Origin of the sequence: Xenorhabdus mauleonii (assembly GCF_900113945.1) — a bacterium.
In the GTDB taxonomy this organism is placed as follows: Bacteria; Pseudomonadota; Gammaproteobacteria; order Enterobacterales; family Enterobacteriaceae; genus Xenorhabdus; species Xenorhabdus mauleonii.
The window spans coordinates 16,830-39,027 of sequence record NZ_FORG01000021.1; the positions used below are offsets into that span (position 1 = coordinate 16,830).

At 43.5% G+C, this 22,198-nt stretch carries 20 protein-coding genes and 2 tRNA genes; 17 read left to right on the plus strand and 5 right to left on the minus strand.

The genetic code is table 11. The features are described 5' to 3' along the window. Positions 1 to 6: 6 nt before the first annotated feature. Complete coding sequence (locus tag BM100_RS16805; protein WP_092513035.1) at positions 7 to 1,500, plus strand: aldehyde dehydrogenase family protein; 1,494 nt, start codon at positions 7 to 9, stop codon at positions 1,498 to 1,500. 121 nt (positions 1,501 to 1,621) lie between these two features. Here the strand turns inward: BM100_RS16805 and BM100_RS16810 are convergent, their stop codons facing one another. Then, a complete protein-coding gene (locus BM100_RS16810) occupies positions 1,622 to 2,065 on the minus strand; it encodes a MarR family winged helix-turn-helix transcriptional regulator (RefSeq protein WP_092513037.1) in 444 nt (147 codons plus the stop codon). A gap of 227 nt (positions 2,066 to 2,292) precedes the next feature. Here BM100_RS16810 and phoA (BM100_RS16815) point away from each other — a divergent pair, with 227 nt between their 5' ends. Further along, positions 2,293 to 3,747 (plus strand): alkaline phosphatase, encoded by a 1,455-nt coding sequence (phoA, locus tag BM100_RS16815; protein ID WP_092513039.1) that lies wholly within the window; start codon positions 2,293 to 2,295, stop codon positions 3,745 to 3,747. A gap of 207 nt (positions 3,748 to 3,954) precedes the next feature. Next, on the plus strand, positions 3,955 to 4,230 hold the full coding sequence (locus BM100_RS16820; RefSeq protein WP_092513041.1) for a hypothetical protein: 276 nt from the start codon (positions 3,955 to 3,957) through the stop codon (positions 4,228 to 4,230). Positions 4,231 to 4,285: 55 nt separating this feature from the next. Here BM100_RS16820 and BM100_RS16825 read toward each other — a convergent pair whose 3' ends face one another. After that, on the minus strand, positions 4,286 to 4,729 hold the full coding sequence (locus tag BM100_RS16825; RefSeq protein WP_092513043.1) for a MarR family winged helix-turn-helix transcriptional regulator: 444 nt from the start codon (positions 4,727 to 4,729) through the stop codon (positions 4,286 to 4,288). A gap of 311 nt (positions 4,730 to 5,040) precedes the next feature. On the opposite strand from BM100_RS16825, the gene phoA (BM100_RS16830) reads away from it, so the two are divergent. Then, complete coding sequence (gene phoA, locus BM100_RS16830) at positions 5,041 to 6,495, plus strand: alkaline phosphatase (protein WP_092513045.1); 1,455 nt, start codon at positions 5,041 to 5,043, stop codon at positions 6,493 to 6,495. Positions 6,496 to 6,690: 195 nt separating this feature from the next. Further along, the gene (locus BM100_RS16835) at positions 6,691 to 6,927 is read left to right on the plus strand and encodes a DUF1435 family protein (protein WP_274539956.1); all 237 of its coding nucleotides are present in this window, start codon (positions 6,691 to 6,693) and stop codon (positions 6,925 to 6,927) included. 133 nt (positions 6,928 to 7,060) lie between these two features. On the opposite strand, the gene BM100_RS16840 is transcribed toward BM100_RS16835, so the two are convergent. The 3 genes from BM100_RS16840 to rsmC all read right to left on the minus strand — a co-directional run bounded on the left by BM100_RS16840 (position 7,061) and on the right by rsmC (position 8,476). After that, positions 7,061 to 7,147, minus strand: a tRNA-Leu gene (locus tag BM100_RS16840). A 43-nt stretch (positions 7,148 to 7,190) separates the two neighbouring features. After that, positions 7,191 to 7,277 (minus strand) — tRNA-Leu (locus tag BM100_RS16845). Positions 7,278 to 7,462: 185 nt separating this feature from the next. Continuing rightward, a complete protein-coding gene (rsmC, locus tag BM100_RS16850; RefSeq protein ID WP_092513049.1) occupies positions 7,463 to 8,476 on the minus strand; it encodes a 16S rRNA (guanine(1207)-N(2))-methyltransferase RsmC in 1,014 nt (337 codons plus the stop codon). A 140-nt stretch (positions 8,477 to 8,616) separates the two neighbouring features. Between rsmC and BM100_RS16855 the strand changes: the two genes are divergently transcribed. The 12 genes from BM100_RS16855 (at position 8,617) to BM100_RS16915 (ending at position 21,891) form a co-directional block, all read left to right on the plus strand. After that, on the plus strand, positions 8,617 to 9,027 hold the full coding sequence (locus tag BM100_RS16855) for a DNA polymerase III subunit psi (RefSeq protein WP_092513051.1): 411 nt from the start codon (positions 8,617 to 8,619) through the stop codon (positions 9,025 to 9,027). Next, on the plus strand, positions 8,996 to 9,445 hold the full coding sequence (gene rimI, locus BM100_RS16860; protein ID WP_092513053.1) for a ribosomal protein S18-alanine N-acetyltransferase: 450 nt from the start codon (positions 8,996 to 8,998) through the stop codon (positions 9,443 to 9,445). The genes BM100_RS16855 and rimI overlap by 32 nt, the downstream gene beginning before the upstream one ends. Positions 9,446 to 9,832: 387 nt before the next feature. Next, positions 9,833 to 11,422, plus strand: coding sequence for a peptide chain release factor 3 (gene prfC / locus BM100_RS16870; RefSeq protein WP_092513057.1), 1,590 nt, complete (start codon positions 9,833 to 9,835; stop codon positions 11,420 to 11,422). Between the two features lie 211 nt (positions 11,423 to 11,633). After that, entirely contained in the window at positions 11,634 to 12,035 is a 402-nt protein-coding gene (locus BM100_RS16875; RefSeq protein ID WP_092513059.1) for a BON domain-containing protein, read from the plus strand. Positions 12,036 to 12,398: 363 nt separating this feature from the next. Beyond that, entirely contained in the window at positions 12,399 to 13,511 is a 1,113-nt protein-coding gene (locus BM100_RS16880) for a patatin-like phospholipase family protein (protein ID WP_244590714.1), read from the plus strand. A gap of 13 nt (positions 13,512 to 13,524) precedes the next feature. Next, positions 13,525 to 14,295, plus strand: a complete 771-nt coding sequence (locus tag BM100_RS16885; RefSeq protein ID WP_092513135.1) for a TatD family hydrolase — start codon at positions 13,525 to 13,527, stop codon at positions 14,293 to 14,295. Between the two features lie 362 nt (positions 14,296 to 14,657). Continuing rightward, entirely contained in the window at positions 14,658 to 15,923 is a 1,266-nt protein-coding gene (locus BM100_RS16890) for a NupC/NupG family nucleoside CNT transporter (protein ID WP_175494974.1), read from the plus strand. A gap of 400 nt (positions 15,924 to 16,323) precedes the next feature. Then, the gene (gene deoC, locus BM100_RS16895; RefSeq protein WP_092513063.1) at positions 16,324 to 17,103 is read left to right on the plus strand and encodes a deoxyribose-phosphate aldolase; all 780 of its coding nucleotides are present in this window, start codon (positions 16,324 to 16,326) and stop codon (positions 17,101 to 17,103) included. Positions 17,104 to 17,187: 84 nt separating this feature from the next. Beyond that, on the plus strand, positions 17,188 to 18,528 hold the full coding sequence (gene deoA / locus BM100_RS16900; protein WP_092513065.1) for a thymidine phosphorylase: 1,341 nt from the start codon (positions 17,188 to 17,190) through the stop codon (positions 18,526 to 18,528). 77 nt (positions 18,529 to 18,605) lie between these two features. Next, a complete protein-coding gene (gene deoB / locus BM100_RS16905) occupies positions 18,606 to 19,829 on the plus strand; it encodes a phosphopentomutase (RefSeq protein WP_092513067.1) in 1,224 nt (407 codons plus the stop codon). Positions 19,830 to 19,900: 71 nt separating this feature from the next. Beyond that, entirely contained in the window at positions 19,901 to 20,617 is a 717-nt protein-coding gene (gene deoD, locus BM100_RS16910; RefSeq protein ID WP_092513069.1) for a purine-nucleoside phosphorylase, read from the plus strand. Between the two features lie 728 nt (positions 20,618 to 21,345). Continuing rightward, the gene (locus BM100_RS16915; protein ID WP_092513071.1) at positions 21,346 to 21,891 is read left to right on the plus strand and encodes a fimbrial protein; all 546 of its coding nucleotides are present in this window, start codon (positions 21,346 to 21,348) and stop codon (positions 21,889 to 21,891) included. Positions 21,892 to 22,198 lie beyond the last annotated feature (307 nt).

The following is a 22,198-nucleotide window of genomic DNA, read 5'->3' on the forward strand; positions in this document are numbered from 1 at the left end:
AAGATAATGAGTGAAGTTAATTTGTTGGAAAGCGTTACAACTTTTTTGCAACGCCCACATGGCCACTATATTAATGGAGTCTCAGTTCTTAGCCAGGAAAATACCACGTTCTCCGTGATCAACCCTGCTTCTGGAAAAGTTATAGCAACGGTTAATCAAGGCGGGGAAAATGAGGTTAATCAGGCAATGCAGGCCGCATCGGATGCTTTTCACGGGGTATGGGAGCAGACTTCTCCCATCGAGCGGGGAAATTGCCTGAATAGGTTGGCCGATTTATTGCAAAAAAATGGGGAGGAATTGGCACAACTGGAAAGTTTATGTTCCGGTAAACCCATTCAATTATCCCGTGCGTTGGATGTTGGCGCATCCAGTGATTATTTGCGCTATTTTGCCGGATGGGCCAGCAAAATCAGTGGTGAAACGCTGAATGTGTCATTGCCGTCATTCAAAGGGGAAAAATACAACGCCTTTACCCGCCGTGAACCTGTCGGGGTTGTTGTTGGCATTATTCCGTGGAATTTTTCCATTATGATTGCCATCTGGAAATTGGGCGCCGCATTAGCCAGTGGCTGTACCATTGTGCTGAAACCCAGTGAATACACTCCCTTGACCATGCTGCGTATAGCAGAGCTGGCAACAGAAGCGGGGATCCCGGATGGCGTGATCAATGTCGTTAATGGATCAGGCGCACAGGTCGGCGCTTCTCTGATCAAGCATCCTCAATGTGCCAAAGTGACGTTTACAGGCTCTGTTCCGACGGGAGTAAGTGTCGGAAAATCGGCGCTAGAACAAGGAATCAAGCATACAACACTGGAGCTTGGCGGCAAAAATGCGGCGGCTTTCCTGTCAGATATGAGCGTTGAAAAAATCGTCGATGGCATATTGGAAGCGGGATACGTTTACCAAGGGCAAATCTGCGCTGCGGCGGAACGTTTCTATATTCCATCCGTTCATATGGAAGCGGTGCTGGAACAACTCTCTGAGCGTTTGTCTGCAATGAAAATAGGCTCACCATTTGATGAATCAACAGAAATGGGGCCATTGGCAAATCGGGAGCATTACGAAAAAATCCTCTCTCTGTTTGAGAAAGCACGCCAAGAAGGCTGTGAAATTGTTCACGGAGGCCATGCGCTGGAAGGGCCGGGATTTTTTGTCGCGCCAACAATAGTGAGAGCAAAGAGTGCCGAAGATACGTTAATGAAAGAAGAAACGTTCGGGCCGATTGGCACTTTCCTCAGTTACGATGATGAGGAAGCGTTGGTTGCCATGATGAATGCTACACCATTTGGTCTGGCTGCCAGCTTGTGGACGAATGATCTGAGTAAAGCGATGCGTATGATCCCCCGGATTGAAGCGGGTATTTTATGGATCAATATGCACACATTTCTCGATCCTGCTGTCCCATTTGGCGGCAGTAAATCTTCTGGAATGGGTCGCGAGTTTGGCAGTGCTTTCATTGAGCATTATACGGAACTTAAGTCAGTTATTATGCGTTATTGATAGTGACAGCCTATTGATAGTAGCTGTTGAGTGATAGCGAAAAGGCTTGAAGTTGCCTTGTCGGGACTAAGGCGAGGCAACTCATTAATTGATTGAAATATAAGGTTATTAAAACTCAACATCAGGATGGCAGATTATCTTGTGAGCCGGTAACAGAAAAGATAGCTTCGATGAGTTTCTTATTGAGAGAGTCTGATTTTTGTTCTTCCAATACTTCAAGAATAGCTGTTTCATATTCTGATTTAACTTCAATGTATTTCTCGTTTCCGGTACTGGTCAGTACAGTATAAATCCTTCGCTTATCATCAAGGCAGGTATCGCGGAATGTATAATTATTGCGTTCCAGTCTTTCTACCAACCGACTCACTGAGCTTTGATTTAAATTTAATAAGCTCGCGAGTTCCTGCATCCGTAACTCACTTTTGGGAGCAGAGGATAGAAGATGCAATGCCCGGTATTCAGACATGCCAATGCTATGTTTGCTCTGAAGACGTTTCGCCACAAAATTTTCGGCTGAATCAAAAAGATGCTGGAGTTTATGCCATAAAATTAATTGAGAATTCATTAGATAAATACCTCAAAAGAATTTAGGTACATGCATTATTTAAAATGTTGTAATCATCGACAAGTTTAATCATTTGACATCTTTCCTATTTCTTACCTTGCCTGAAAGGGAAGATTCTTTGTCACTATAATGTCTTTATAAGTTCAAATAACTGTCATTTTAGATGCCTACACTCCTTATGATTTAAAAATAATTTCTTTTTTTTCATCTGATTATAAGGGAGCTCTATGCCGCGTTTTCATAAAAAAAACTTGTCCGCTGTTGTGGCTATCACACTGATGATGGGAGCAAATGTTTCAGGTTGGGCAATTGGCAGTTCGAATCACATCGTGGCGCAACAGCGCGAAGCTCAGGGTGATATCACCAAATTTGGCGGCGCCCGCCGTTTTACTGAAGATCAGACTGGTGCACTCAAAGCGGCATTGAACAATACTAAAGCTAAAAATGTGATTTTGTTCATTGGTGACGGTATGGGAGATTCTGAAATAACAATTGCGCGTAATTATGCAGAAGGTGCGGGAGGATCCTTTAAAGGTATTGATGGATTGCCGTTTACTGGGCAATACACGACTTATTCATTGAATAAGAAAACTCATGAACCTCATTATGTTACAGATTCTGCTGCTTCAGCCACAGCCTTTGCAACAGGAGTCAAAACGTATAACGGTGCCGTGGGTATTGATGTCTTCGGCCAAGCTCACCAAACTATTTTAGAGTTGGCTAAAAAGAACGGTAAAGCAACCGGAAATGTGACGACAGCGACAGTGCAAGATGCAACACCAGCGGCTATGTATGCACATGTGACACAGCGCAAGTGCTATGGGCCAGAAGAAGTTTCGAAACAATGTCCAACAGATGCTGTAGAAAATGGAGGTAGAGGTTCCATTACTAAGCAATTAGTGATGGCACGTGCTGATGTGACATTGGGTGGCGGTGCAAAATATTTCGATCAAAAGTCAGTATCCGGTGCCAATGCAGGAAAGACGTTGAAAGAGCAGGCACTGGAGCAAGGTTATCAATGGGTGACTGATGCGGCATCATTAGCCAGCGTTAAAGAAGCCAATCAACAAAAGCCGCTATTGGGTCTCTTCCATAAAGAAACGATGGATGTTGCTTGGCAAGGGCCAAAAGCGGTTTACCGCGGTAACATTAATGAAGCGCCAATCAAGTGTGAAATCAATTCTAAATTGGATCCTAATGCGCCGACATTAGAGCAAATGACAGAAAAAGCGATTGATTTACTTAAAAAGAATGAAAATGGCTTTTTCCTGCAAGTTGAAGGTGCTTCGATTGATAAACAGGCTCATAAGGCCAACCCTTGTGCACAGATTGGTGAAACTGTCTCATTAGATAAAGCCATTCAAGTTGGCCTCAAATTTGCGAAAGAGCATGGTGATACGTTGGTTATTGTGACGGCTGATCATGCGCACACCAGTCAGATTATCGAACCTAACATGAAATCACCTGGTTTAACCCGTTCTCTCATTACTAAAGATGGCGGGATCATGACAGTCAATTATGCGACATCAGAAGATAAAGATGAACAGGGGCATACAGGTACACAGCTACGCGTTGCCGCTTATGGCCCACAAGCTGCCAATGTTGTTGGTTTGACTGACCAGACTGATCTGTTTTTCACGATGCGTGATGCGTTGGGTTTAAAAGATAATGGCAACAAATGATAGGGAAATGAGCCAACAGTTTTTTTCTTGATGTCTGATGATTCGTTGATATCAGAAGAATTGCATTGAGGGCTTATTTTTCAGGTTGTGATTAAACCGCCACCATAAATGATATTGGTAATCATTTATGGTGGCGGTTTACTGTGGCCCGTATAAAGCTGAATTTGAAGCCAGTTTTTTGGCAAAACGTGACAGGATTTTGGGGGAATGCTGTTATCCAGTTTAAGCCTGTCAGCACTGATTGTATCAATGTTGCTTATTGCAGGCGCAGACATGGAACAATGTAAAATGAGTATTCAGGGAGCAATGCTTCTGGCACTGGTACTGTTTGCCGTCGACAGAAATGAGGCCGCGGCATATGGCTTTGATTACCGGCATCGTTATACGCGAGCGATCTTTTGGATTGGCAATCCCTTGTGGTCAGAAAGCTTCCTATTCCAGATGGGTTACAGCCATTTTTACAATTTAAGCGCTAAGTGCTGAAAGTGACTCGCTGAAAATTAACAATTAGAGTGAGATACTGACTCTGTGGCCACCCTCAGGATGGCCGATTATCTTGTGAGTCGGTAACAGAAAAGATAGCTTCGATGAGTTTCTTATTGAGAGAGTCTGATTTTTGTTCTTCCAATACTTCAAGAATAGCTGTTTCATACACTGATTTAACTTCAATGTATTTCCCTTTTCCGGTACTGGTCAGTACGGTATAGATCCCCCGTTTATCATCAGGGCAGGTATCGCGGAATGTATAATTATTGCGTTCCAGTCTTTCTACCAACCGACTCACCGAGCTTTGATTTAAATTTAATAAGCTCGCGAGCTCCTGCATCCGTAACTCACTTTTGGGAGCGCAGGATAGAAGATGCAATGCCCGGTATTCAGACATGCCAATGTTATATTTGCTCTGAAGACGCTTCGCCACAAAATTTTCGGCTGAATCAAAAATATGCTGGAGTTTATGCCATAAAATTAATTGAGAATTCATTAGATAAATACCTCAAAAGAATGCAGGTACATGCATTCTTTTAAATGTTGTAATTATAGACAAGTTTAATCACTTGATTACCTATCCGCCTTGACGGTGTCTTAGTCTTACTATTTTCTTAATAAATTGATTAATTATCAATATATTAAGTTGTTTTTTGTGGCGCTTTGGCGCGCTCTGTTTTGTACATTTTTTGTTAATATCGAATCGTTATAGATTCAAATAACTACTATTTGGTATATCAATAATACTTATAGTTTAAGAAGATAATTTCTTTTGCTTTATCTGATTACAAGTTACAAGGAAACTCTATGTCGCGTATTTATAAAAAAAACTTACTTGCTGTTGTGGTTACCACATTGATGTTGGGAGCGAATGTTCCTGCGTGGGCAACTGATGATTCAAACAACATCATGGCACAACAGCGGGTAGCACAAAGCGATATAACTAAATTTGGCGGAGCCCGTCGCTTTACTCAAGATCAGACTGAAGCACTCAAGGCTGCATTGAGCAATACCAAAGCTAAAAATGTGATTTTGTTTATTGGTGATGGCATGGGAGATTCTGAAATTACGATTGGCCGTAATTATGCAGAAGGCGCAGGTGGATTCTTTAAGGGCATTGATGCGTTGCCATTTACAGGGCAATACACGAATTATTCACTGAATGAAAAAACACATAAACCGAATTACGCGACAGATTCTTCTGCTTCTGCCACAGCTTTTGCCACAGGAGTCAAAACGTATAACGGCGCAGTAGGAGTCGATGTTTTTGGTCAAGCCCAGCAATCTATTCTGGAGCTAGCCAAAAAGAATGGCAAAGCAACGGGGAACATCACTACGGCGATAGTGCAAGATGCAACACCAGCGTCTATGTATGCACATGTGACACAACGTAAGTGCTATGGGCCAGAAGAAGTTTCGAAAAAATGTCCGGCTAATGCGCTAGAAAATGGCGGTAAGGGTTCCATTACAGAGCAGTTGTTGGTGGCTCGTGCTGATGTGACAATGGGTGGCGGTGCAAAATATTTCGACCAAAAATCCGTATCCGGTGCTAATGCAGGAAAGACGCTGAAAGAACAAGCTCTTGATCAAGGTTATCAATGGGTGACTGATGCAGCATCATTAACCAGCGTTAAAGAAGCCAATCAACAAAAACCGCTATTGGGCATCTTCCATAAAGGAACGATGGATGTTGCTTGGCAAGGGCCAAAAGCGGTTTACCGCGGCAACATTAATGAAGCGCCAGTCAAGTGTGAAATCAATTCCAAGTTAGATCCTAATGCGCCGACATTAGATCAAATGACAGAAAAGGCGATTGATTTACTCAAAGAGCATGAAAATGGCTTTTTCCTGCTAGTGGAAAGTGCTTCGATTGATAAACAGAATCATAATTCCAACCCGTGTGCCCAAATTGGTGAAACTGTTTTATTGGATAAGGCACTGCAAGTTGGTCTTAAATTTGCGAAAGAGCGTGGTGATACGCTGGTTATTGTGACCGGTGATCATGGACATGCCAGCCAGATTATCGAACCTGAAATTGAATCACCTGGTTTAACCCGTTCTCTCATTACTAAAGATGGCGGGATCATGACCATCAACTATGCGACATCAGAAGATAAAGATGCGCAGGAGCATGCCGGTACACAATTGCGCGTGGCAGCTTATGGCCCACAAGCTGCCAATGTTGTTGGTTTGACTGACCAGACGGATCTGTTTTTCACGATGCGTGATGCGTTGGGTTTAAAAGATAATGGCAACAAATGATAGGAAAATGAGCCAACAGCCTCTTTTTTTTGATATCTGATGATTCGTTGATATCAGAAGAATTGTATTGAGGGCTTATTTTCAGGTTGTGATTAATCCGTCATCATATATGATATTGGTAATCATTATCATTTATGGTGGCGGTTTATTGTGGCCCGTGTAAAGCAGAATTTGAAGCCAGTTTTTTGGCAAAACGTGACAGGATTCTGGGGAATGCTGTTATCCAGTTTAAGCCTGTCAGCACTGATTGTATCAATGCTGCTTATCACAGGCGCAGGCATGGAACAATTTAAAATGAGTATTCAGGGAGCAATGCTTCTGACTCTTGCACTTTTGTTGCATCGCCATACACGCCACTTCCTGTTGATCCCTGCTGTTATTACCGTTGTTTGTAGTTTATTCGGCACATTACGCTATTTGGGATATTTTTGAAGCACACTGACGGTTAGTTGATGCACAGACAGTTAACTAGTGCTTAGTAAGCAAGGGACTGGATAAGGAAAAATCAGGAAGCTAGGTTAGTGAAGTAAAACCAGGGAAAGGAAACAGAAGGATAATGAAACAGTGGTGCGAAGGGGGGGACTTGAACCCCCACGTCCGTAAGGACACTAACACCTGAAGCTAGCGCGTCTACCAATTCCGCCACCCTCGCAGGTACTGTCTTTATCCGATTTGTTTAAGTTTGTTATCTGATTTGGTGCGAAGGGGGGGACTTGAACCCCCACGTCCGTAAGAACACTAACACCTGAAGCTAGCGCGTCTACCAATTCCGCCACCCTCGCATGTATCAGATACTATCCACTTAAACAGATAGTCTGGAGGCGCATTCTAGAGATTTTACGGCTCGCGTCAATCATTATTTAGTGGAAAACTGCGTGATTGGTGTAAAAATCGGCATTTTGATATTTGGGGGAAATTGCCTGCTCATTAAACTAAAGCAGGCAAAAGATCATGCTTATTGGGCGAATTACTTTTTCGTCGCCTGATACACTTTAAACTTACCTGTTTGGGCAATGACCTGATGGTTGCCAAAAGCGCTGTCCAGTAAGTTCGGATAAGGCAGGAATGCGTTCGCAACGATCCGCAACTTACCGCCGGGTTTCAGATAACTTGGCGCCATGCGGATCATATCTTCAGCCGCTGTAATTGTTGTCTTCAAGCCATCATGGAAAGGCGGATTGGAGATTATCCAGTCAAATTTATCTTCAATGGCGGAATACACATTACTGGTTACAACATTACCTTCCAGCTTATTGGCTTTCAGTGTTGCCTTACTGGATGTGATGGCTGCGGCATTAACATCGCTCAGTGTCAGGGATAAGTCAGGGTTTTTCTTACCCAGCACCGCTGCCAACACGCCTGCGCCAGATGCCATATCCAGCAGACTGCCGGAGATAGGAGCATCAAAAGTTGACAGCAGCAGGCGGCTGCCGACATCTAAATCATCTTGGCTGAATACGCCGGGCAGGGTATTGACGGTAATATCACCCACTTGATAGCTGTTCCACCAATTGTTTTGATCAAATTGAACCTGACTTTTCAATTGACCATAAAACAGGCTGCAACGGCGGGCAGTATCAATTTTGTGGAAAGTCGCGATGCCTTCCATCAGCTTATCAACACTACGTACACCACTGCGATTTTCGCCCACAATAAAGATGTCAGTACCGACAGGCAGGACAGAAAATAGGTTGCGTAGCTGGAAACGCGCTTCTTGCTTGCTTTTTGGCCAATAATAAATCAGCGTATCACACCCTTTGATGAATGCGCTGTCTGCTACAAGACCAAATCTGGCATTGTCACCAAGCTGGCGGATCAGAGATTGCCAGTGATGATATTGATTCGTTTGCACTCGCACACTTGCAGCTTCGATTTCTGTTGCTAGATTGTCCTGAAGATCGCCGGCAAATAGTAGGTGATGAGAACTGAGTTGCTCATGATGGCGCAGGATAACTTCGCTGGCCGGTGTTAATACTGACATCTATGTATAGCTCCTTATAAATCTTTATCAAGTATAACTATCATTGGGCTAAATTGGGATACCATGCCGATTGGCGCAGAGATAAGCCCTCTGATAATATGTTACCTGTTATTTTTTTATGGCAGATGGAATAAAACACGATGACGAAGCGTGACAGATTACTTTCCCGATTGGGGATAACCCAATGGGTTTTGCGTAGCCCAATGGCCTTGCAAGGTGAATTGTCTGTCCTCATCCCTGATTCAACCCGTCTATTGATCATTACCCATGATCATATCGACTTAAGTCATTCGTTGTTTGCTGATATTTTCACAGCCATGGGAATTGAGGCTTCATCGGTATATTGCATCACGGCAAAAGATGTTGAACTTCTTTCAGAATCAATCCGCTGCCCATGCTGGCTGTTGGGGGTTGATATTACCTTATCAATACAAGGGATTTCTTTGAGAAGCCCGGCATTAAATGACTTATCTCTTGATGGGAATGCAAAACGCGCTCTTTGGCAACAAATTTACCATTATGAAGAATATTTCTCTATTAACTCACATTGATCTTTCCGCAGCATTTCAAATAGAACAGGCCAGCCATGCATTTCCTTGGAGTGAAAAAACCTTTTACTCCAATCAGGGAGAACGTTATCTCAACTATAAAATGACGTTGAATGACCAGATTATTGGCTTTGCGATAACACAATACGTTATGGATGAAGCCACGCTATTTAATATTGCCATTCATCCTGAATATCAATCACGGGGATACGGCAGAACACTGTTGTCTTATCTTATCGATATACTGCCTGAAAAGCAGATAAACACACTTTGGCTTGAGGTGAGGCGCTCCAATCAATCTGCTATTCATCTATATGAAAACTTAGGTTTCAACGAAGTATCCATCCGCAAGAATTATTACCCGACTGCGGGCGGAAAGGAAGATGCAATTATTATGGCGTTGCCGCTGTTTGGTGGATGAACCGTTCTATGGATGAACAAATTTATGGATAAATGGATTTAATGAAAATTCTTGCGAAGCGGTATGCAAAATAATCGGACAAAAAAGACATTCCCAAGCAAATGGCATATAACTGTAGCGAAATAAGCACCTCAAAATAAATGTACTGTTATGAGTGATAGGTGACCGGTGATGTAGATAAATGAGATCGAAAGAGATTCTTAATTCAACCAGATTAATTAATGGCTGGCTTATGCATAATCTCAAGCTTTCATTGGTTGTTTATAAATCCAAGTTCAGCGAAAATAAGCGCCAATCACCATTAACATTGACGGATTTGAAAGCAAAGAGCCTGCTGGACGTTTCCCAGACGGCCTCAATCCGTGTACAAACTAGAAGATCCCATTGATGTCAAATTCCCAATTCCTGCAAGAAGTCGCTAAACGGCGCACTTTTGCAATAATTTCTCACCCCGATGCGGGTAAAACAACGATTACCGAAAAAGTATTGTTATTCGGACAGGCTATCCAGAAAGCAGGAACGGTAAAAGGGCGAGGCTCTAACCAGCACGCCAAGTCAGACTGGATGGAGATGGAAAAGCAGCGTGGTATTTCTATTACCACTTCCGTGATGCAGTTCCCTTACGGGGATTGTTTGGTAAACCTGCTGGATACCCCCGGGCACGAAGACTTCTCTGAAGATACTTACCGTACTCTGACCGCCGTTGACTGCTGTCTGATGGTCATTGATGCCGCGAAAGGGGTTGAAGATCGTACCCGTAAATTGATGGAAGTGACGCGCCTGCGTGATACTCCCATCCTGACCTTCATGAATAAACTCGACCGTGATATTCGCGATCCGATGGAGTTGATGGATGAAGTGGAAAACGAGCTGAAAATCGCGTGTAGCCCAATTACTTGGCCTATTGGCTGCGGTAAATCCTTCAAGGGTGTTTATCATCTTTACCTTGATGAAGTGTATTTGTACCAAACGGGCCAAGGTCATACGATTCAGGAAGTGCGTGCGATCAAAGGATTGGATAATCCTGAGCTGGACGCCGCTGTTGGTGAAGAGTTGGCGAATCAACTGCGTGAAGAGCTGGAACTGGTCAAAGGCGCATCTCATGAGTTTGATCAAGAAGCCTTTTTGCAGGGTGAATTGACGCCGGTATTCTTCGGTACTGCGTTAGGTAACTTTGGTGTAGACCACATGCTGGATGGCCTTGTTAAATGGGCGCCGAAACCAATGCCCCGTAAAACTGATGCACGTGAAGTGATTGCGGATGAAGAGAAATTCACGGGCTTTGTTTTCAAAATCCAAGCCAATATGGATCCAAAACACCGCGACCGGGTTGCGTTTTTGCGAGTTGTTTCCGGCAAATATGAAAAAGGCATGAAACTGCGCCAAGTCCGCATTAAGAAAGATGTTGTGATTTCTGATGCATTGACCTTTATGGCGGGTGATCGCTCCCATGTTGAAGACGCCTATCCGGGTGACATTATCGGCTTGCACAATCATGGCACTATCCAGATTGGTGATACCTTCACCCAAGGTGAGGAGCTGAAATTTACGGGCATTCCTAACTTTGCTCCTGAGCTGTTCCGCCGCATTCGCCTGCGTGACCCTTTGAAGCAGAAACAATTGCTGAAAGGTTTGGTTCAATTATCAGAAGAAGGGGCTGTACAGGTTTTCCGCCCACTGATGAATAATGATCTGATCGTGGGCGCGGTTGGTGTGCTTCAGTTTGATGTTGTTGTGGCTCGCTTGAAGAGTGAATATAACGTTGAAGCGCTGTATGAGCCTGTTAACGTTACTACTGCTCGTTGGGTAGAGTGCAGCGATGTGAAGAAACTGGAAGAATTCAAACGTAAGAATGAGCAGAATTTGGCACTTGATGGTGGGGATAATTTATCTTACATCGCGCCGACAATGGTTAATTTGAATTTGACCAGTGAACGCTATCCTGACGTTTCTTTCCGTAAAACGCGGGAACACTAATCCGTATCTTCTGATTAATTCCTTTCAGGGCTGACTATTCTGTTAGCCCTTGTTATTTCAATGATATCATCTCATTTAATTTGTATTTAAAGAATAACTCTCTGGTTTAGTGAAAATATACGTTATTTTTTGTAAAAGCCATTTTGTCACCAAGCGCTAATTGACATACTGTTTTGGTAACGGTTCTGGCTTATTTATAGAAGGTGGTAGGATGAAAAATATCAAGCGTACGCATTCACTACTGGCTGTTGTTCTGGGTTCAGTACTGATGACTGGTAGTGTTTTGGCTGCGGAAATTCCCTCTGGGAAAGCTCCGGAGAGCACGGGGCAGAAAATAGGTAAAACCATAGACGAAGCAGGGAAGAAGGTTGATAATTCCTTGAAAAAAGCGGATGACTATCTGGATGACAGTAGCATCACGGCGAAAGTGAAAGGGAAGTTGCTGGAACATAAAGGAATAAACAGCAATGACATTTCCGTAAAAACTGAAAAAGGTGTTGTTTACCTGTCCGGCTTTGTCAAAAGCAAGCACGAAGCGGTAAAAGTTGCAGAGATTGCTCATGGCGTGAAAGGCGTCAAATCCGTGAAAAGCTCGCTTGTCATCAAGAAATAATGGATCAAGAAATAATGGGCTGAACAAAGCAGCCAACGGTTTAAAGGGGTGGCCATAATGAGCCACTCTTTTTTATGGTTAAAATAAAATGATTGTGGTGAAAAATCATTGGATAAATTCAGCTTGTTCCTCAAATTCTGCCTCAACGACATTTCCCAAAATTTTATTCCCGACAACGCTATTCTCAATAATTTTACAAGGCATGAAAAAATAAAGAGCAGCCAATAATGGATATACCTTTGTTTAACCATTCCTTTATTTAACTAAGGCATTATGAACGTGCTATTTCAGCAACAATATACTAATAGATATCCGGTCTATGTATTATGCTTTAATGTCGTGATTAACTTGTAGAGGAAGAGGATAGTGGGGAAACGTATACCTATAACGTTGGGTAATATAGAACCTTTGGCTTATAAGCCCCAGCACAAACCCAAAAAGATTGCTCTCGTTTGTGAAGGTGGTGGCCAGCGTGGAATTTTTACCGCCGGCGTTTTAGATGAGTTTCTTCGCCTTGGTTTTAATCCATTTGATTTATTTCTTGGAACATCTGCAGGTGCCCAAAACATCTCTGCCTATCTTTGCGGCCAGCAGGGTTATGCTCGCAAGGTGATCAACCGTTATACAACCGATCCGGCTTTCTTTAATCCATTGCGCTTTGTCCGTGGTGGACATCTGATAGACCTGGATTGGTATATGAACACCATCACTGAACAACTTCCGCTCAATATTCCCGTTGCCATGAGCCAGTTCGAAGCCGGGCGAGAATTCTACATGTGCGCTTGCCGCGCTGATAACTTTGAACCTGACTATTTACATCCTGATGACAAAAATTGGATGGAGATTGTCAAAGCCTCCAGCGCCATCCCCGGCCTGTACCGCAATGGCGTAACGATTGGCGATGTGACTTATCAAGATGGCGGCATTTGTGATGCGATACCGGTGCAAGAGGCGTATCGCCGTGGTGCTGATACGATTGTTGTTATCCGGACAGTTCCTTCGCAGCTTTATTATACGCCCCAGTGGCTCAGACGGATGGAGCGTTGGCTGGAAACCAGTAGCCTGCAAAAAATGGTTAAAATGCTCAACCTTCATGCCAAAAGTTATCGCCGGACGCAGAAATTTATCGAAAACCCACCGGATGGGGTACAGATTTTTGAGATTTACCCACCTGCTCCATTGTCCACGATGGCATTGGGCAGCCGGATCAATGTATTGAATAAAGATTATTATTTGGGAAGACGCTGTGGGCGATATTTTTTGGCGACTATCGGGCATACATTTATGGCAGGAGAATTTAGTTCGCCAGAGCTTAAGGGATATGGCGTGTACCGAAATGGATTCAGTGCCAATGACGCCAATCACAATCACTTTCGGCGAAACCACTTTTTGAATAAGGCGAATCACTCTATCGCTGGGACAACCGTGCTTGATACAGTTGATAATGCCGGCGACGGAATTGAACACGATAGATAATCGGAATAATGAGATGTTTATTGATACACACTGCCACTTTGATTTTCCTCCTTTTGCCGATGATGCGACAAAAAGCCTGCAACAGGCCCAAAACGTGGGCGTGAAAAAAATCATTGTGCCCACGGTCAGTCAAATGAATTTCCAGCGGGTTGCTGTGTTGGCGGAGACCTATTCCTCCATTTATGCCGCATTTGGGTTGCACCCGCTTTATATCCAAGAACATCAAAATGATCATTTGGAACAATTGGGGCAATATTTGCAGGAAAAAAACACCAAATGCGTGGCGGTAGGAGAAATCGGCCTTGATCTTTATATGCCTGAGCCACAGTTCGAGCGGCAGAAAAATGTGCTGGAAGCTCAACTTAAGCTGGCGAAGCAGAATGATTTGCCTGTGATACTGCATTCCAGAAAAAGCCATGACCCATTGGCAGCTATATTGCGAAAGCATCAATTGCCGCGTACTGGCGTGATCCACGGTTTTGCCGGCAGTTTATCTCAGGCGCAGGCGTTTATTCGTCTGGGGTTTTACATCGGTGTCGGGGGAACCATTACTTATGACAGGGCGCAAAAGACACGTAATACCATTTCCCAACTGCCCCTGACTTCTTTGGTATTGGAAACTGATGCGCCCGATATGCCATTGTCGGGATTTCAAGGACAACCAAACCGGCCAGAAAGAGTCGCACAGGTTTTTTCAGCATTATGTGAATTACGTCGAGAAGCGCCGATCGATATTGCCAACCAAATTTATGGCAACAGCGAAAAGCTGTTTTCGCTGGCTTAACTAAATGGATTTAAACGAGTAAATATCACTGGGGCTTTGTGAGCCGTGAGAAGCTAGAACTCACACCTGTTAAACATTAATAATGTTTAACTTATATTCTCTGCTTATTTATTCTTTTTATTACCTATTTTCCCATCATATTATCTAACCCCACTGAAATTAGGTGGTTTTATGTGATGAGAGTCTCATTTCTAGTTTTTATATTACTTTTATCTGTATCAATTTGTGATGTTAGTTACTTGTTCCCTCTGGGGACTCGGTATAATCCCGCACACACAATGTCAGTAGGAATTTTCAAAATAACTGACATATTTCCTTTATTATTAATTCAGTGAACAGGGATTCTTCCAATGCAACTCCTTATGAGCCTGATCGGGATGGCAGTGCTGGTTCTTATCGCAGTACTCTTCTCCAGTAACTATCGAGCCATTAAAATCCGTACTGTCCTGGGCGCCTTTCTGATTCAGGTTGCTATTGGGGCATTTGTACTTTCCGTACCTGCCGGTAGAGATATTCTGGGAGGCATGTCAAGAGGCGTTGCCAACGTAATTGGATACGGCCAGAAAGGAACAGATTTTATTTTTGGCGGACTGGTTTCCGACAAAATGTTCGAATTGTTCGGCGGTGCCGGCTTTATCTTTGCCTTGCGCGTCTTGCCAGTTATTGTTTTCTTCTCCTCACTCATTGCGGTTTTGTATTACCTGGGCATTATGCAACTCGTCATCAAAATTTTGGGTGGTGGCTTGCAGAAAGTACTGGGTACATCACGGACTGAATCTCTGTCTGCAACAGCAAATATTTTCGTAGGCCAAACCGAAGCACCTCTGGTTGTGCGTCCTTATATTGCAACCATGACCCAATCTGAATTGTTCGCAGTAATGTGCGGTGGCTTGGCGTCTGTAGCCGGTTCAGTATTGGCAGGTTATGCATCAATGGGCGTTCCTCTGGAATACTTGATTGCGGCTTCCTTCATGGCTGCTCCGGGTGGTTTGCTGTTTGCAAAACTGATGGTACCTGAAACTGAAAAAACGCACGACACAGAAGATGCTATGTCACTGGTAGCGGCGGAAGATCGCCCTGCGAATGTCATTGATGCTGCGGCATCAGGTGCGGCATCCGGTATGCAACTGGCGCTTAACGTTGGTGCGATGCTATTGGCCTTTACCGCATTGATTGCGTTGTTGAACGGCATGTTAGGTGGTATCGGCGGCTGGTTCGATTATCCTCAATTATCAATGGAACTGATCCTGGGGTGGGTTTTCGCACCAATCGCCTATCTGATCGGTGTTCCATGGAGTGAAGCAACTATCGCGGGTTCTTTTATCGGCCAGAAACTGGTTGTCAATGAATTCGTGGCATTCATGAATTTTGGTGAATACTTGAAGCCAGATGATGTCGTTCGAGCGGCAGGTCTGCATGTACTTTCCGATCACACTAAAGCAATTATTTCTTTTGCTCTGTGTGGGTTTGCGAACCTATCTTCTGTTGCTATTTTGCTGGGTGGCTTGGGCGGAATGGCACCGAAGCGCCGCGGTGATATCGCTCGTTTCGGCTTGAAAGCTGTCTTGGCTGGTTCACTCTCTAACTTGATGAGTGCAACAATTGCTGGGTTCTTCCTCGCGTTATAACACGCAGAAAATATGTATTAAACTGAATGCAGGTGAGGTTTCTCACCTGCATTTGTTTTTCCTGAAACTATTTAATGTGATTTTATTCACAATAAAATGTTTGTGGTTGCAAATTGCATTTTATTAGTGTGATATTCAGCACTAACCGTTGCTCATTAACATGTTCAAATAATGACAGGCAAGGGCTTTATGGATCACATTGATTCCATTAAGGTCACACAAGCTGAAGCAAGCTAAAAATAGTGCGGAGAGAAGGAACTCTGTTGTTCTTCAAGGAACCAAGTCCGCTCGCCAACAAACAAATGAGTTGATTGTCCAAGGCAACCATTCGTTCAAAATAATCGTACAAAAGAATATGTGAACTGATTCAGTCACGATAATAATACCGTTGGAGAGTTTTATGACCGATTTAACCGCTGCTGCTCAGCATGCGCTGAGTTTGATGGATTTAACTACACTAAATGAAGATGATACCGATGAGAAAGTCGCAGCACTTTGTCGTCAGGCCAACAGCCCAGCCGGGCACACGGCCGCAGTCTGCATTTACCCTCGCTTTATTCCCGTAGCGCGCAAGGTGTTGCGTGAACAGGGAACCCCTGATATTCGCATTGCTACGGTAACCAATTTCCCACACGGCAACGATGACATTGATATCGCATTGGCTGAAACACGTGCGGCTATCGCTTATGGTGCTGATGAAGTGGATGTGGTTTTCCCTTATCGAGCGCTGCTTGCCGGTGATGAACAGGTTGGCTTTGATCTGGTAAAAGCCTGTAAAGCAGCCTGTGCTGAATCCGGTGTTTGGCTGAAAGTTATTATCGAAACGGGTGAGTTAAAAGACGCCGCGTTAATTCGCAAGGCCTCTGAAATATCAATTAACGCCGGTGCTGATTTCATCAAAACCTCAACCGGCAAAGTGCCGGTGAATGCGACACTGGAAAGTGCTGAAATTATGCTGAAAGTGATCCGCGATATGGGTGTAGGTGAAACGGTTGGTTTTAAACCTGCGGGCGGAGTACGCACAACTGAAGAGGCCGCACAATATTTGGCACTGGTTGGGCGTATCATGGGAGACAAATGGGCGGATCCCCGTCATTTCCGTTTTGGTGCTTCCAGTTTGCTGGGGAACCTGCTGACAACACTTGGACATCAAGGACAAAAGCAGAGCAGTGGTTATTGAGATCAATAATGACTCATTGAATGCACGCTAAGATAGTGTGCATTACTGCCATTCTTTTCAGATAATAATGATTGGGAGGTAGCTTTGTTTTTGGCACAAGAAATCATCCGTAAAAAGCGCGATGGTCATCCATTGAATGAAGAAGAAATCCGTTTCTTTATTAATGGCGTCCGTGACAACACGGTTTCAGAAGGGCAGATAGCTGCACTGGCAATGACCATCCATTTCCATGACATGACAATGGAAGAACGTGTTGCTTTGACATTGGCAATGCGTGATTCTGGTACTGTTTTAGACTGGAAAAAATTGAATTTACCCGGCCCGATTGTTGATAAACATTCAACGGGTGGAGTGGGAGATGTGACGTCCCTGATGCTTGGCCCGATGGTTGCTGCTTGTGGCGGCTACATCCCGATGATTTCAGGGCGAGGATTGGGGCATACCGGTGGAACACTGGATAAATTAGAATCTATCCCCGGTTTTGACATCTTCCCGGATGAACACCGTTTCCGTGACATTATCCGTGATGTCGGAATTGCAATTATCGGGCAAACGAATTCATTGGCCCCAGCGGATAAACGCTTCTACGCAACACGTGATACAACGGCAACAGTAGACTCAATCCCTTTGATTACAGCATCAATCTTGGGCAAAAAACTGGCTGAAGGGTTGGATGCTTTGGTTATGGATGTGAAGGTCGGCTCCGGTGCATTTATGCCGACTTACGAACAATCAGAGCAGTTGGCAGAAGCCATCGTCCAAGTAGCGAATGGTGCGGGTTGTAAAACGACGGCGTTACTGACGGATATGAATCAGGTTTTGGCCTCCAGTGCAGGCAACGCATTGGAAGTGCGCGAAGCCGTTCAATTTTTGACAGGGGAGTACCGCAATCCCCGGTTATATGAAGTTACCATGGCACTGTCCATTGAAATGCTGGTTTCGGCGAATCTGGCAAGCGATCGCGAAGATGCACGTCGCAAGTTACAGACGGTATTGGATAACGGCAGAGCGGCCGAGATATTTGGTCGCATGGTGGCAGCGCAAAAAGGCCCAACCGATTTTGTTGAAAATTACGCGCATTACTTGCCGAGCGCCAAAGTCAGCAAACCGGTATTGGCTGGGCAAAGTGGCATTATTGCAAAAATGGATACCCGAGCATTGGGCATGTCTGTTGTTGCATTGGGCGGGGGGCGTCGCAAGTCAACTGACCCGATAAATTACAGTGTGGGGCTGAACGATATCGTTGCGCTGGGTACAAAAGTAAATGCAGATACTCCCTTGGCAATAATTCATGCCGATAGTGAGAATGCCTGGCAAGAGGCGGCAGAGGCTGTGCGCAACGCTTTCGTTTTTGAAAAAACAGACTTTGAACAAACGGAAGCAAAAGCCCCTATATCGATGATTTATCGTCATATCAACGGATAAATCATCTAAGCATTGAAATCGATTTTAATAGCTGGCAGTTTCCGCATTGATAGCGTGAATTGACGCAGGAGAAAATTATGAAACGTACATTCATCATGGTATTGGATTCCTTTGGCATCGGGGCAAGTGCTGATGCGGCAAAGTTTGGCGATGAGGGATCTAACACTTTAGGGCATATAGCAGAACAATGCGCCCGTGGTGAGGCTGATATCGGTCGTAAGGGGCCATTGAACCTGCCAAATCTGAGCCGCTTGGGATTGGGGCTGGCAGCAGAAGAGTCCAGTGGAATTTTCCCGGTGGGCTTGGATAAAGATGCCGATATTATTGGCGCCTATGGCTACGCGAGTGAACTTTCTTCTGGTAAAGACACGCCATCAGGTCACTGGGAAATTGCAGGCGTTCCGGTTTTATTCGACTGGGGCTATTTTAGTGATGAAGAAAACAGTTTTCCGCAGGAATTACTGGATAAACTAGTCGAGCGCGCCAATCTGCCTGGATATCTGGGCAACTGTCACTCTTCCGGTACAGTTATTCTGGATAAACTGGGTGAAGAGCACATGCAAAGCGGTAAGCCGATTTTCTATACCTCAGCTGACTCGGTTTTCCAGATCGCTTGCCATGAAGAGACATTCGGCTTGGATCGCTTGTATGAACTGTGTGAAATTGCCCGTGAAGAGTTGAATATCGGCAACTACAACATTGGCCGCGTTATTGCCCGCCCATTTGTGGGGGATAAAGCAGGGAATTTCCAGCGTACGGGTAACCGCCATGATTTGGCTGTTGAACCACCCGCACCAACCATCCTGAAAAAATTGGTTGATGAAAAACAAGGCGAAGTGGTTTCCATTGGTAAGATTGCGGATATCTACGCCAATGTGGGCATTACCCAAAAGGTTAAAGCGACAGGCATTGATGCCTTGTTTGATGCGTCTCTGATTGAAATGGAGAAGGCGGGGAACAATACCATCGTATTCACCAATTTCGTTGATTTTGACTCCTCTTATGGTCATCGACGTGATGTGGCAGGTTATGCGGCAGCCTTGGAGTTGTTTGACCGCCGCTTGCCGGAAATGTTGAAACTGGTTAAAGAAGACGACATTTTGATCTTCACCGCTGACCACGGTTGTGACCCAACTTGGGCGGGTACAGATCACACCCGTGAACACATTCCTGTTCTGGTTTACGGGCCTAAAATTAAACCGGGCTCATTAGGGCATCGTGAAACCTTTGCCGACATTGGTCAGACAGTCGCAAAATATTTCGATCTGACTCCAATGGATTATGGCAAAGTCATGTTTTAATTTTTGCGGAGGCCATTGGCCTCCCCATTTTCGTTTATTTTTACATGCAATAAAAACAAGGAAATAAAATTATGGCCACCCCACATATTAATGCTGAGATGGGCGACTTCGCTGATGTTGTTTTGATGCCTGGTGATCCACTGCGTGCAAAATACATTGCAGAAACTTTCTTGGAAGATGCCCGTCAGGTTAACAATGTTCGCGGTATGCTGGGTTTCACCGGTACATACAAAGGACGTCGCATCTCTGTTATGGGCCATGGCATGGGTATCCCATCCTGTTCTATTTACGCCAAGGAATTGATAACTGAATTTGGTGTTAAGAAAATCATCCGCATCGGTTCTTGTGGTGCGGTCAGCGAAGACGTAAAAATTCGTGATGTTGTGATTGGCATGGGTGCGTGTACTGACTCCAAAGTCAACCGCCTGCGTTTTAAAGATCACGATTTCGCGGCGATTGCGGATTTTGAGCTGGTTCGCAATGCCGTTGATGCGGCCAAAGCGAAAAACATCGATGCTCGCGTTGGTAACATCTTCTCAGCAGATCTGTTCTATACTCCCGATCCACAAATGTTCGATGTCATGGAAAAATACGGCATTCTGGGCGTTGAAATGGAAGCTGCCGGTATTTACGGTGTAGCGGCTGAGTTTGGTGCAAAAGCACTGGCTATCTGCACTGTATCTGACCATATTCGCACTGGCGAACAAACGACAGCAGAAGAACGTCAAAATACATTTAATGACATGATTGAAATTGCACTTGAATCTATTTTATTGGGTGACAATTAAAAAATCATAATTAATTGTTCTAATTTATGAAAAATCATAAGCCCTTTCCAATAATGGAAAGGGCTTTTTATTTATGAATCGTCTATTAATTTTACATATTTTATCAAGAATGATTTTCATTTATCTATTTAATAGATACTTTTTATTTTTTTAATCTGATTAAAAAATGAATCAAATTAATTGATTCAAAAAATGTTAAATTATTAAAATAAATTAATAATAGTGATTAATAGTTAGCTTGATAATTTATTGCTCTGGTCTAAAGTTTTGCTCTTATTTGTTACCAATCGATTACTTCAATAATTAAATTCGAATATTTAACTTATGGAAAAATAATAAAATGCCAATTTGCATTTAAAAAATAAAATAGAACAAGAAAGCAACGCCAATTAAGATACTGAATTGCTAAACACTGCTCGGCACAATTAAGTTTAATAATCTAAAATTAAGAAAATATTAGAAATATATACTGCGCATTACACGCTATATGCTATGAAAAGTCATATTTCATATGATGTTAAAGCACATAGGTAGTTTTATCGTCTGAAATTTGACTTAGGTCTTATTGTGTAGAATGATATTTACAGTTTGGTTCATTTTGACTACTTATTGTTTCCGTCAAAAAACTAAATAACTTCTAATCTGAGCATCAGAAATTAATTCCTGAGCTTAGATCCCTTTTGGTTGTACATCTGTTTTTTTTAAAATTAAAAGGCATCGGTGAAATTATGAAATTGAATAAATTGGCAATGGTATTGGGTTTTGGTGTAGCTTTAACTGCAGGCGCAGCAAATGCGGCTAACTCTGTGGAAAATATGAATGACCGTGGTTTCGTTCATTTCAAAGGCACTATTATTAACCCAACTTGTTCAATTAAAAACCCTCATATTGATGTTAATTTTGGTGAAGTTCGGACTTCTAAATTTAAGTCTAACAAAGACGGCCAATCCGAGCGCATCCCTTTTGATATTATTTTAGAAAACTGTGCTGATATCACAGGAAAGAAAATCTCCACAACGTTCACTGGTGACGTGGATAGTGCTGACGGAGATCTGTTAGCTATCAGAGGTGAAGCTAAAGGCGTTGGTATCCAGATTGGCGACTTGAATGATGGCGAGAACGGAAGAATGGTTCGTTTAGGCCACCCTACAACTGCTGTAGATGCAGTAGATAACCGTCTGCGTTTCGATGCGAACCTGAAAACTATCCCAGGTCAGAATGTAACAACAGGTAATTTCTTTGCTTTCGCACACTTTACATTAAGCTACCTGTAATAGCGAAAATTAAAAGATAGTTTCTAATTTCTAAATGTCAGGAAGCCCAGTGACTTTTATTTGGAGTCAGGGCAAGACATGTGAATATTTTTTGAGCGTGACTTGTGTATAATAAAATCTGATCTTGAATGATAGTTAATTGATGCTGCCCTATGGCAATATTAACGAGTATTTTATTTGCACATGTCACTCAAAATGCAGCCTTTCATGATCTCCCCTGTATTTGGGGTTCCTGACATAATTACTCAGTTTATTTCAAATATGTGCTGTGGATAATCATGGTTTATAAAACCAATGAGAAAGCGAT